Source organism: Pseudescherichia sp. (assembly GCF_032052675.1).
Lineage (GTDB): Bacteria > Pseudomonadota > Gammaproteobacteria > Enterobacterales > Enterobacteriaceae > Pseudescherichia.
The window spans coordinates 97,176-110,379 of sequence record NZ_DAMBWA010000011.1 but is presented as its reverse complement, the minus strand read 5'-3'; the positions used below and the strand labels follow the sequence as shown (position 1 = coordinate 110,379).

The window sequence follows — 13,204 nt, the reverse complement described above, 5'->3', positions numbered from 1 at the left end:
GCTGAGATGGATTTGCCACGTCCCGAGATTGAACCGGAGTGTGAGTTGTAATGGGTCAGGAAAAGCTATACATCGAAAAAGAATTAAGCTGGTTAGCGTTCAACGAACGCGTGCTTCAGGAAGCCGCTGACAAGAGCAACCCTCTTATTGAGCGAATGCGTTTCCTGGGCATCTACTCCAACAACCTTGATGAGTTCTACAAGGTGCGCTTTGCTGAGCTGAAGCGCCGGATCATCATCAGCGAAGAGCAAGGCTCCAACGCCCACTCCCGACACCTGCTCGGTAAGATCCAGACCCGCGTACTGAAAGCCGATCAGGAGTTTAACGGCCTGTATAACGACCTGCTGCTGGAGATGGCCCGCAACCAGATCTTCTTGATCAACGAACGCCAGCTCTCCGAAAATCAGCAAACCTGGCTGCGTCACTACTTCAAACACTACCTGCGCCAGCACATCACGCCGATCCTGATCAACCGCGAAACCGACCTGGTGCAGTTCCTGAAGGATGACTACACCTATCTGGCGGTAGAAATTATTCGCGGAGAAACCATTCGCTATGCGCTGCTGGAGATCCCGTCGGACAAGGTGCCACGCTTCGTCAACCTGCCGCCGGAGACGCCGCGCCGCCGTAAGCCGATGATCCTGCTGGATAACATTCTGCGCTACTGCCTGGATGACATCTTCTATGGCTTCTTTGACTACGATGCGCTGAATGCCTATTCGATGAAGATGACCCGTGACGCCGAGTACGACCTGGTGCACGAGATGGAGTCGAGCCTGATGGAGCTGATGTCCTCCAGCCTGAAGCAGCGCCTTACCGCCGAGCCGGTGCGTTTTGTCTACCAGCGCGATATGCCTGACGCAATGGTTGAGATGCTACGCGAGAAGCTGACCATCTCGCGCTATGACTCCATCGTACCGGGCGGCCGCTACCACAACTTCAAAGACTTCATTAGCTTCCCTAACGTGGGCAAAGCTAACCTGGTCAACAAGCCGCTGCCGCGCCTGCGCCATATCTGGTTCGATAACTTCCGCAACGGTTTTGACGCCATTCGCGAGCGGGACGTGCTGCTCTACTACCCGTACCACACCTTTGAGCACGTGCTGGAGCTGCTGCGTCAGGCCTCGTTCGATCCTAACGTGCTGGCGATCAAGATCAACATCTACCGCGTGGCGAAAGATTCACGCATCATCGACGCGATGATCCACGCCGCGCACAACGGCAAGAAAGTGACCGTGGTGGTGGAGCTACAGGCGCGCTTCGATGAAGAGGCCAACATCCACTGGGCGAAACGTCTGACGGAGGCCGGGGCGCACGTGATCTTCTCCGCGCCGGGGCTGAAAATTCACGCCAAGCTGTTCCTCATCTCGCGTAAAGAGGGGGAAGAGGTAGTGCGCTACGCCCATATCGGTACCGGTAACTTTAACGAGAAGACGGCCCGGCTCTACACCGACTACTCTCTGCTGACCGCCGACGCACGTATTACCAACGAGGTACGTCGGGTGTTTAACTTTATCGAGAACCCTTACCGACCGGTACACTTCGAGTACCTGCTGGTATCGCCGCAAAACTCGCGCCGCCTGCTGTATGACATGATCGACCGTGAAATTGCCAATGCGCAAAACGGTCAGCCGTCGGGGATCACCCTGAAGCTTAACAACCTGGTTGATAAAGGCCTGGTGGATCGGCTGTATGCTGCATCTGGCTCTGGCGTGCCGGTTAATCTGCTGGTGCGCGGCATGTGTTCGCTGATCCCAGAGCTGGAAGGTCTGAGCGACAATATCCGGGTGATCAGCATCGTGGACCGCTATCTGGAGCACGATCGCATCTATATTTTCGAAAACGGTGGCGATAAGCAGGTTTATCTCTCGTCTGCCGACTGGATGACGCGTAATATTGATTATCGCATTGAGGTTGCGGCCCCGCTGCTCGATCCGCGCCTTAAGCAACGCGTGCTGGACATCATTGAGCTTCTGTTCAGCGATACCGTGAAGGCGCGGTATATCGACAAGGAATTGAGTAATCGCTATGTGCAACGGGGCAACCGCCGCAAGGTTCGCGCGCAGCTGGCGATTTACGACTATATCAAATCACTCGAACAACCAGACTAATCTATGCCGATAAATGACAATACCCCACGGCCGCAGGAGTTTGCTGCAGTCGATCTCGGTTCGAACAGTTTCCACATGGTCATCGCCCGCGTGGTGGATGGCGCTATGCAGATCATTGGCCGTCTCAAGCAGCGCGTGCATCTGGCCGACGGCCTGGATGAGAACAGCGTCCTGAGCGAAGAGGCGATTGAGCGCGGCCTGAGCTGCCTGTCGCTGTTTGCCGAGCGGCTGCAGGGCTTCGACCCGGCCAACGTCTGCATTGTTGGGACGCACACCCTGCGCCAGGCTACCAACGCCGCTGACTTCCTTAAGCGCGCAGAGCAGGTCATCCCCTATCCGATTGAGATCATCTCCGGCAACGAAGAGGCCCGACTGATCTTTATGGGCGTTGAGCACACGCAGCCGGAAAAAGGCCGCAAGCTGGTTATTGATATCGGCGGTGGCTCCACGGAACTGGTGATCGGCGAAGATTTTCAACCTATCCTGGTTGAGAGCCGCCGCATGGGCTGCGTCAGCTTCGCGCAAACCTATTTCCCAGGCCGCACCATTAATCGGGAAAACTTCCACCGTGCACGCATGGCAGCGGTGCAGAAGCTGGAGAGCCTGACCTGGCAATATCGTATTCAGGGCTGGAACGTGGCGCTGGGCGCGTCGGGCAGCATCAAGGCGGCTCATGAAGTGCTGCTGGCAATGGGCGAGAAAGATGGTTTCATCACCCCCGAGCGGCTGGATAAGCTGGTCGCCGAGGTGCTGAAACACACCAGCTTTGACACCCTTAACCTGCCGGGGCTTTCCGACGAGCGCAAGGCGGTCTTCGTGCCGGGGCTGGCTATTCTCTGCGGCGTGTTTGACGCGCTGGCCATTCGCGAGCTGCGTCTCTCCGACGGCGCGCTGCGTGAAGGGGTGCTGTATGAGATGGAGGGCCGTTTCCGCCATCAGGATATCCGCAGCCGCACGGCCCAGAGCCTTGCCAACCAGTACAACATCGATCGAGAGCAGGCCCGCCGTGTGCTGGAGACGACGACCCACATGTACGAACAGTGGGAAGCGCAGAACCCGAAGCTGGCGAATCCACAGCTCACAGCGCTACTGAAGTGGGCGGCGATGCTGCACGAGGTTGGGCTGAACATCAACCACAGCGGGATGCACCGTCACTCGGCCTATATCCTGCAGAACAGCGACCTGCCGGGCTTTAATCAGGAGCAGCAGTCGATGATGGCTACCCTGGTGCGCTTCCACCGCAAAGGGATAAAGCTCGACGACCTGCCGCGTTTTACCCTGTTCAAGAAGAAGCAGTTCTTACCGCTGATCCAGCTTCTGCGCCTCGGCGTGCTGCTGAACAACCAGCGCCAGGCCACCACTACCCCGCCGACCCTGCGTCTGACTACCGACGATAACCACTGGACCCTCAGCTTCCCGCGCGACTGGTTCACCCAGAACGCGCTGGTGCTGCTGGACCTGGAGAAAGAGCAGGATTACTGGGGCGCGGTCACCGGCTGGCTGCTGAAGATCGAAGAGGAGCACTCCTCAGGCGTCGCGGCCTGATCCGCACTGCCCTGCTCCTCTACTGCCCAGGCGCGCTTTGACAGTGCCTGGGCATCGCCACCCAGCGTTTCAAGCGGGGCCGGTTTGCCAATCAAATACCCCTGCAGATAGTCGATCCCCAGCGAAACGGCAGCGCTGCGTACCTCTTCGCTCTCGACGTACTCCGCTACCACCCGCATCTTTTTCATGCGTGCCAAATGACAGATAGAAGCCACAATCTGGTAGTCGAGACTGTTGGACGTCAGGTTGCGGATAAAGCTGCCGTCGATCTTCAGAATATCGGCGTTAACGTTTTTCAATCGTGCATAGCTGGCATAGCCCGTACCGAAATCGTCGATGGCGACCCGGCAGCCCAGCTGCTGAAGCTGGCCCAGGGTCTGGTTTGCCTGATTAATATTGGTCAAGGAGTTACTCTCGGTGACCTCAAAAATAAGTTGCCAGGCCTCAACGTTGTAGCGCTCAAGCAGCACGGCGACTTCACGGGCAAAATTGCTCCGGCAGACGGAGGTAGGCGACAGGTTGATGGAGAAGCGCGCCCCCGGCTCTGTTTCACGGTAGTGCGCCATAAAACGTAGCGTGTGTTCAATCACCCACAGGTCGATGCGCGAGGCGAGACCAAACTCATGGGCTACCGGCAGGAACGCATCCGGGCCAATAAGTTCGTTATCGTCGCCAGGCATCCGCAGCAATATCTCGTGGTAATCATCACCGCGTACGCCAGCAATCGGTTGAGCCATCAGGCAGAAGCGATCCGCTTCCAGCGCCCGTTGCAGGCGATTCATCATCTCCACCTTACCCTTCAGGCTGCGTTGCAAATTCACCGCCCCGCGATGCTGAAGGCTTTCCGGCCGTTGGGTCTCCAGGGAGAGATCCGCCGTGGTGCTCAACTCCCCCAGCAGCAAATAGAGATGCGACACCGGCGAACGCACGTAGCAGTAGCTCATCCCTACCTGCGGCTGGAGCGGCATGCCATCCCAGGCGAAGCGGAACTGCTTGATCAGCGTATCCAGCTCCGCGATACGTAGCGCGTGCGATTCAGTATTGAGCCGGAGCACAATGTCATACCCCGACAGGTGATAGACGCACTCACTGCTTTGCAAGCTCTTCTGCAACCATTCTGACAGCATCTGCTTGTACTGAATGCGCAGCATTATACCGTAGTGCCGCCCCAGCAGCTCCAGATCGGGGATGCGTAAAAAGCAGAGCACCGACCAGGGGGTATCTGCGAGGGCGCGGTTGAGCGCCCGCAGGTTCGGCATATTAAGCACCGGGTCAAGCCATGCCAGACGGCTAACCCGCTCGTGCATTACCCGCTGACGCGTGGCCAGCATCGACATCCAGGTGATGATAAATGAGAACACCAGGTAGCTGGACGAGAGGATTGTCAGCTGAATATCGTAGTGCGGCGATAGCGGCGTATAGCGGTAGAAGTAGTGAATGCTCACCATCATGAACGGTGTCCAGACGATAGACATAAGGCGATAGCCATAGCGCATCGATCCCCACAGCATCACCGGAAGCAGCAGCGACAGCGTATAGTTGGTGCTGAAGATGCTGGCACTCTCATTCCACGGAGAGAGCATCAGCACCATCAGCAGCGCAATGACGGCAAACCAGGCGACGACCTCCAACCGGGTCGCCTTTGGATCAAAATCCTGTCGCAGGCGGGAGAGATACCCCTTCAGGTGACGCGGATGGTGGATCACCCTGAGCAGCAGATAGCAGAACGGCGTTCCTGTCAGGCCGCTGACCAGCAGCGCCTGGTAGTTAATGAGCGTGCGCAGGCTGAACGGCGTCACACCGGTCAGGGCCTGGTATTTGTCATACAGGCCAAGCCAGGTGACGGTATGAAAAATCAGCAGGAACAGGGTCGCCGGGCACAGGACCTGCCAGAACATACGCTGCGCGGTGAGCTCTGCATTGCCATAGGAGATATTGTGCCGTCGGGTGACGAAGACGCGATAGCCGCCCCTGCTCACCACGATGGGCACCATAAAATGGAGGATTTTAAGCAACGTCTCAGGGGCGCTGGTCTGGGGATAGTAGTGCCAGGCCAGAGAGAGAACAATGCCTGGCAGCGCCGCCCAGCCATAGAAGAGCATCAGGCTTAGAAAAAGCGACAGCGGCAGATAATAGAGCACCACGCTGCCATCAGCGACCCAGGTAAAGGTATTGACCATGCGGGCGAGGGGCAGCAGCAGGAAGGGCAAGATGAGCGGCAGCGCCCACCATTTAGCTTTATAGAGATTATAAATTTTCGCGTAGCTCATCGATGTTCAGTTTAAAACCCAGCGTTCTGAAGTCGGTGTCAGGCAGGGTTCCAGGCTAACCATGAAGATTATAGAGTCGGTCAGACTGTGATATTTGTGAAGAGTTTAGTGCGGCAAAAACGGTTGCGATTGACCTGGATCAAGTGACCGTACGCCTTGCAAAACACCGCTCTCTCTTCTTTGCGCAATTTTTTCTGAGAATTCATGCGCTTTGTTATTATTTCATTATTATGGTTTTAGTACAGGCTTTCTTTGACGAAATTTTACATAACGGCTGATTGATCTGCGCTTCGCTCTGTGCATTAATACACCAATCGCCCGCCCGTCGGGTTAACCCGTAGGAACCTCTAGTGAGCCAGTCACACAGTATGCGAAAACGACAGCGACTTGACAGTCGCCTGACTCGTATCGTATTGCTTATCAGCTTTTTCTTCTTCTTTGGACGCTTCGTCTACTCCTCTATCGGTGCCTGGTACCATCATCAGGACAAAGCCCAGTCACAGCAGATTAGCCAGCCAGTCGACACGACAGCATCACAACGCTGACGGGGTTTGATCGTTAAGTGGTGAATTAGTTCCAGAAGGGATCACGGTTCCAGTTGCTGGGGAAGTTGGGTGCGCGTTGGTAGGTTTGTGCAGGATGAGTTGTGAGCTGCATGGGTGGTTTGGTTTGGCTATGGTTAGGACCTACGTAAATTCTTTAGATCTGCTCATTGCATTTGCAATGACCACTCTTCGATTTCACTGCTGAATCGGACTTAGCATTGTAAAACTGAAGGTCCGCTAAAAGCGATTTGCGGACGTTAAAGTTTAAAGCAGCGAGCGGCAAAGCAGCACAATTGTCTTATTTTGTTATGTGCCGAACTCATTGTGCGCTATGAGTATCCGGCTTGACCGTCTAATTGTTCGCTAAATATTGTAACCCATTAACATATAGAATTGATAAATATCCTAATTTAGGGGGGCTTGTCTGCGTGGCACTGTAAGTCCAAGACCATTTGCGTGCGATATCAATAGCTTCTTTGATATAGATTACAATGAAAGGTCATATGCATTGACGACAAGACTCTCCCCCTAGGCTAACAAGCAAAATACTAATCGGGAGTTAACGGCCGACCAATAAACATATTTCCCGAGCTCCGCGACAGTATCGTATAGAGGGCCAACAATGAGCCCTGTGGGTCTTAAACAATCACAGAATCCTCGATGTATACAGGCTAGCTGACTTCATGAAAGCGATAAATCCGCCCATTCTCATTCACCTCTGCCACCTTTCCCAAAGCCTCCGCTGGCGACAAACCGAAATTTCGGGTTAACACAATGAACAGATGATAGAACTCGGATTTCAAATCTGCGGCGAAGATCCCCGGATCATCAGATCCAAGACAAATAGACATAGGAACATCACCTTCAATCGCCTCACCCGGCAAGCCCATCCAGCGAAAGATATGATGCTCGCTGACATCTCGATACTGACTGATACGGGTATTGCTGGTCGGAGGGCATTCTATCGCAATGTTTCGGTCTGCCATTTTTGCCATTACAGCTTGTTGTAATGCAACAACCGCTTCATCCGGCAAATATTCCAAGGCAACTTCAACATATTCAGCACGCTGCTTTCGCACATTGTCAGATGTAAGCCATTGCTTATACAACTTCAGCGGCCTTTTCATACCCGTCGTTTTAACCAACTCTCTGGCGCGCTCGTACTCTTCCAACCAGAGGGATTTGGGTTTTAATGGCCCATTTAGTTCACCTAGTAGACCTTCCGATTCCGCCAACAGCCCTCGCATTTCAAATACCTGATCAAGGGTGGTAATCGAGACTTCTTCTTCCAGCGAAAACACTTTATGGGCCAAGCGAACTGCTTCAATCGCTGCATCACTGGCGTAACGCAGCAGTTCTGGATGACTTCGAAGTTCCCGCCAGATAAACACCAAATCGAGCAATCTCGTCTCTTTGGTCATGGACAAAGACAATGGCAAAGAGCGTTTCCAGATGTTAGGTGTGATGCCAATCGCCGTGCAGTGACCAAGACGGTCGCCATTACGCAATGGCAAAAATCTCAAGGCATCATCAATGGATCGAATACCACTGATCAGATGCGGAAAGTCCTCGCCAACATGATAGGTAAAATGAGCAATACCTGATTTGGCTAGCACCCGGAACAAGGGGCCAAACAACTCCGGTGGCGCGTGCATCTCATTAGCTGCGGCATCCACTCCTCGAATCCAGCCTGTCAGGCGCGGTTCAGACTTCAGCATGTCCATCAGAATAGCTGCCTGATTTTTCAGGTCTTTGAATAGTAATGCGTAAGGATAGACCTCACCATTTTTTGGCTTTCTTTTGATAAAGTGCGGCACTAGCGCCAGTTCTGCACACTTGCCATGAGGTTCAACCAGTTCGAGGTTATCGAGCACTTGCGACATAGTCAGCGGCTTCTCATGCACCCATTCCAGAGACATATGAGCACCCAGGTATTCCCAATATCCTCTTAACACACTGAAGAGCAGTTTTTGCATTTTGCTTGGGTCGCTCTTCGGAGCAAAACGTCCTTCCAGATAACGCACCTGAGAATACACACCAGCACCATGGGCATGTTTAAAACGAGACAAATAAGATTTCTCTGTTTCCTCCCTCAACTCCGTCATGGTGTAATTCTGGAACTGATCAAAACCGAAAAAATCGTCTCGCTGAACCAGTAAGGTCAAGTACTGATTTTGAATCAGCAGGTAAATCCAAAGCAGTCGTTCTAACCCTTCGGGCGCATTATACCGCCATTTTTCCAACAACCCGGTTAGCCAGCAAAATTCAGACTCCTGACTGTATTTGTCGTCAGTTGGCCAAACCGTCGCAAACCCATACTCCTGGCCATTATGCAGAATTGTGCTATCCGCCAACTGCTGCGGATACTGCATTGATGCTATCCATTCTGGCAACTCCACGCCCTGAGCAACCCGACAAAGAATTTCGCGAATATTACAGGCGATTTGCAAACGATCCTTGAAGATTTCAGGCGTCAGAGAGGGGTCAATCTGGGCGCAGAGTTGTTTCATCTCTTGAGATGCCCAGCCCTTCTCGAAATCTCTAACGCTCGCTTCCGGGTGCTTGAGTGCATCCAGCCAACACTCTTCCGCACTAGTACTGCCATTCAGATGTTGGTGAGTTTCGTGTAGGCATTCACGGGTAATGTAGTCTTCAACCGTCGGGTGATATGGGTATAAAGGCCAGCGAAAGCTATATTCCTGACTGGCAGACCCAGGGTTAAATATCTGATGACACGCCATAATTGGTAGGCACGACACTCGGCTCATCAGCGTTTGCCATTCCGAGAACATAGGTAGATCGATTTTGGGGCCACCTTTCTCGTTTTTGATAAACTTTTCAGCTATCTGGCGTAAGGCTGCTACTGGGCCGAGTTTCATATTCTGCTGTTTGATTTGCTGCACTAAAGATGACCAAGCCGATTTAGCTACATGATCAGGCAAACTACGCACCTGTTCGTATTGAGCAAGGAACACAGATGACTCCACCCTCTCCTCAAGTGATACCTCATCCAAAGAGACTGTGCTCAGCCTATGCAACAGTACTGTTGAGTTAAGAAGAAACCTTTCCATACCCAATCCTTATACGAAGGCCATTATCATTTTTCTTCGCCGCCACTTAATGAAGGCGACTTGGTTTTCCTAGCTGGCGTAGGCTTATCGTATGATGCTCCGACGATTGTGGAGGAATTCAGCGATGTTATAGTGTTTTGAGACATCTGTTGTTTAATGTTTATTTCTCGATTACCATTTTTAGACAAATAGTCCCATTCCCCATCAGGAAGTAATTTTTCGCCAACAATTTCACCAATCAATTCATAGAAACTTACTTCCTTGCTCAGTGCTTTGGCTGAACAATTAATCCCTCCAACAGGAAAAATGAACGGATGTAGAATTGGACAGCTAATTAATAAGAAAAACAATGGATGGGTATCTTTCCATGTTTTTTTACCCGCTTTCAATTCATCACTAATTACTTTTATCTTTTTCTCAAACGTATCAACCGAAGTAACTGGATTTAGTCTCAACCCCTCACCGAGATATTCCCTATCACTAACCGAATGATATAAGCTCTCTTCAACCAATACCGCATGAAGAAAAGCTAAAACATTAAAACGCATAATTTTCGCAGCATTTGATTGACTGGCCATTCGTCCATACTCTGCATCATTAAAGAGTCTGGTTTTATGCTGATCAGCCACATTATTAAGGTTGAAATAGAATCGACTCCATACTTTACCAATCAAAAGTGCCGACGGACGAATTTCAATCTCAATTTTGTTTACTTTTTTAAGCCATTGCTCAACTTTAGTAATGGCATCAGAAAATTCCGTTGCGTCATCCTGCTGACTTTCATCAGTTACACCATCATCCTTGGGATCAAGGTCAACATCCAAAACAGCAGCATCGTTATCCACACTTTTACTTGAGACTTTCATTTCTGCACGAGCAGCAGCCTCGCTCCATGGGGGAACAATACATGTTGACTGAGCTATAACTTTATTAAAAGCATTAGTAATGGCAGACCTTTCACTACGGCATGCAGAGATATCTGCAATAGCACCAATCAGATTAAAAACACTACTGAAATCCATAAGGTTATTTGAAGCTACCGTACTCAAGGAAGCCGCCATTGCGGCTTTTGCCAAGCCATTCTCAGTATCAATGTTAAATTTTTTGTAACCCTCAGGCATGTTTTGGCGTGATTTACGATTTAACTGCACCATGCCAAGAAAAACACCAATCTTTTCATCATTAGGGTTGTTTGCAACCACCGCACAACACCGATTAGCCCAATGTGAGGCACTTTCAATTCTGCCAACAGACATATAAGCTACATATTCAATAACAAGCTGTTCGAATTTTTCTCTATCATTTTCAGCCTGTGCTAACTCGGTCACAAATTGGTTGAATATACTGACAGAACCACAACCAACCAAAAGCATCTGTAGGAACTTTGACAGACTGCCCTGACAGTTTTCACTTACCTGAGCTGCTAAGTAAATAGAGCAATTTCGTAATGCTTCACTTTCAGACTGAGGCCGCAAATAAAATCCTGTATTAAAATCACGATCCTGCTTCACATAGGTAAAAATGTCCTTACAGAGCGAATCCATACCAAACCGATGCTGTTCATAATTTAACCCTGCGCGATAAATGCTGCTTAGCATCGAACCATATAAGGCATTTCTAAGTAAATTCGGAACTGATAACTCATCAGGCCTTTCATTTCTGCTTTGTTTACCACTAAGCTTTACCGATGTAGCATGATATTTTTTGGTATAGAAATCCTGAAGCACCTGCATCAACAACCGCACTGGCTGCTTCAGCAGTTCATTCACATACATGTCAGCATCAGAGCCCTCTCTCAAATTAAGGCCTTCCCTAACAGCATCGCCAATCGCTTGCCGAACATCTATGGCATCATTATCCTGCATGCCAGGCTCGGTTTTAACCTTGATCTTCTCTTTACCGACTTTTCCTTTTTCGCCGACCAGTTGTAACATGGTTTTCAGTTGAATACGCTTTTGTACCGGAAAAATTTTTAATAAATATTGCTGTTCAAGGTGTTCAACCATATAGCCTCGCTCTGCTAAGCGGGCGCTCTCTTTTTCCTGATCGAGTAAAGTTTTGCTGTAATTTTCGTATTGCTTACCGCGAATCAATTGGGAATATAGGCGCAAGTCACCTGTCGCCACCACCACCAATTTCCGACTATTAAAGAATTTACGAATAGATTCAAGTACATCCCAACCCGCGTCAAACTGAGTATCAATATCATCAAAGGTGATCAAAATGGCCTTGCAGCCGAGAATTTCACACGCTCGTTTAACCAGTTCCTCAAAGATTTCTGACAAATCCTGGCCACCAATGGAATAATCAAGCTGGGCATCCAGCTTCAAAGCATCACTGAAATATTCCGGCTTATATTCCTTGTCTGTGAGCAGATGTAAACCACGCTGGAGCTGCGCAAGGTGATTCTGCCATTGTTCTTTTTGTTTTTTATAGTCATTCGACGCCCAGCATCCTTTTAACTTGTCGGACACCATTTTATTCAGACGGGCAGTCACAGTGACCAAAATTGGTTCATGACGCGGCAACTTGGTAGGGTCGATGGTCGGCAAACACTTGATGCTAACTTTTACATCACCTTGGTCATTGTTCAGAGATTTGACCACGCTATTGATAAAAGTGGTTTTACCCGCACCGCGAGTACCATCCACAAAAAATACATTACGACCGGACTCATCAATAAACTGTGTTAGCCCAGCAGGCTTATCGGTGTCAGGAAGAGTAACCGAGTTTCGGATACTTTCGACCAACTGATCACGCAGAGATTTCTGAATGAGATCATCTTCTTTGGTACTTCCGGGAAGATTGGGAGCAAACAAGTTGATGATGATTTTTCCCTCGGTTGTTTCAGTCTGTACGCTGTCTGTCATGTCCGTATCAATCCATTTATTTTTATTTTTTTGCCAGCCTGAGCATCAGACTGGTGCTTTAAATTTCCACTGAGTTGATTCATGGAATGCTCAATGCCCTTAGCTTCAATCAGTTCGTTGGAGGGCACTTCGCCACAATCCATCCTACAAAGCTACCTGGAGCGCTGGTAAAACTGACCACCTCATTCACTGCCCCCATCCTCGCGACTGAACGGTTCGCTTTGTCGCGCAGACATTACTGCACGGAGTGTGGGACCGAGGATAACGCATAACATGCTCATATTGTGTCGACACACCTTCACTAGATCTAACAGATAATATACTAGCGTTAACTTATTGATAAATATTGGCAACAGCCAGTTACTGCTCCTGTTACCATAAGCGTGCTGGTATATTATTACTTTTTCTAGCCATTTATTTTAGTTTGATCTAGGCTAAGTGCGTAAATTAGCTAGCTTTACCTTCTTCAGCAACAAAAAAGTGTTGCCTGTTTATTTGCTCAACGCAAGTCTGTTTTATGGCGAAAATTAACAACTATTAGTATTAATCCATATGAACAACAAATGTCCGCTTCTGGCACAAAGCGGACACTCATTCCCACATACAAAAATCAATGACATATCTCCTGTACAAGCTTTGCCCTTCCATTGCCAACAACCAAACCGTTTGCCCGGAGGCAGCGCTGGTGGAAATTACGGCGTGCTCTGACCCGCTATGATTCTGAAGCTCGCTACAGTCTCATCATCTCTATCCATGTAACGGAGACCGGTGTCGATCTGTTGACGCCGGTAC

6 protein-coding genes are annotated in these 13,204 nt (G+C 50.2%); 3 read left to right on the top strand and 3 right to left on the bottom strand.

Features of this window, described 5'->3' with window-relative positions; all coding sequences use genetic code 11:
• Positions 1 to 50 precede the first annotated feature (50 nt).
• Both ppk1 and ppx read left to right on the top strand, forming a co-directional pair.
• On the top strand, positions 51 to 2,111 hold the full coding sequence (ppk1, locus tag RTX96_RS15335; protein ID WP_103818884.1) for a polyphosphate kinase 1: 2,061 nt from the start codon (positions 51 to 53) through the stop codon (positions 2,109 to 2,111).
• Positions 2,112 to 2,114: 3 nt separating this feature from the next.
• Positions 2,115 to 3,656 (top strand): exopolyphosphatase, encoded by a 1,542-nt coding sequence (gene ppx / locus RTX96_RS15330; protein WP_312269042.1) that lies wholly within the window; start codon positions 2,115 to 2,117, stop codon positions 3,654 to 3,656.
• On the opposite strand, the gene RTX96_RS15325 is transcribed toward ppx, so the two are convergent.
• Positions 3,587 to 5,926 carry an EAL domain-containing protein gene (locus RTX96_RS15325; RefSeq protein ID WP_312671501.1) on the bottom strand — a complete coding sequence of 780 codons (2,340 nt, stop codon included), beginning with the start codon at positions 5,924 to 5,926 and terminating at the stop codon, positions 3,587 to 3,589. The two genes, ppx and RTX96_RS15325, sit on opposite strands and share 70 nt — an antisense overlap.
• 350 nt (positions 5,927 to 6,276) lie before the next feature.
• Here RTX96_RS15325 and RTX96_RS15320 point away from each other — a divergent pair, with 350 nt between their 5' ends.
• Positions 6,277 to 6,471 (top strand): YfgG family protein, encoded by a 195-nt coding sequence (locus tag RTX96_RS15320; RefSeq protein ID WP_103818881.1) that lies wholly within the window; start codon positions 6,277 to 6,279, stop codon positions 6,469 to 6,471.
• 671 nt (positions 6,472 to 7,142) lie between these two features.
• Here the strand turns inward: RTX96_RS15320 and RTX96_RS15315 are convergent.
• Both RTX96_RS15315 and RTX96_RS15310 read right to left on the bottom strand, forming a co-directional pair.
• The gene (locus RTX96_RS15315; RefSeq protein WP_312671500.1) at positions 7,143 to 9,542 is read right to left on the bottom strand and encodes an adenosine deaminase; all 2,400 of its coding nucleotides are present in this window, start codon (positions 9,540 to 9,542) and stop codon (positions 7,143 to 7,145) included.
• Between the two features lie 26 nt (positions 9,543 to 9,568).
• Positions 9,569 to 12,412: an archaeal ATPase gene (locus RTX96_RS15310; protein ID WP_312671499.1), complete on the bottom strand. Its 2,844-nt coding sequence runs from the start codon at positions 12,410 to 12,412 to the stop codon at positions 9,569 to 9,571.
• Positions 12,413 to 13,204: the final 792 nt, after the last annotated feature.

Bases quoted from the DNA above. Each gene is read 5' to 3' on its own strand.
- ppk1 (WP_103818884.1), top strand. From the start codon at position 51: ATGGGTCAGGAAAAGCTATACATCGAAAAAGAATTAAGCTGGTTAGCG.
- ppx (WP_312269042.1), top strand. From the start codon at position 2,115: ATGCCGATAAATGACAATACCCCACGGCCGCAGGAGTTTGCTGCAGTC.
- RTX96_RS15325 (WP_312671501.1), bottom strand. From the start codon at position 5,926: ATGAGCTACGCGAAAATTTATAATCTCTATAAAGCTAAATGGTGGGCG.
- RTX96_RS15315 (WP_312671500.1), bottom strand. From the start codon at position 9,542: ATGGAAAGGTTTCTTCTTAACTCAACAGTACTGTTGCATAGGCTGAGC.
- RTX96_RS15310 (WP_312671499.1), bottom strand. From the start codon at position 12,412: ATGACAGACAGCGTACAGACTGAAACAACCGAGGGAAAAATCATCATC.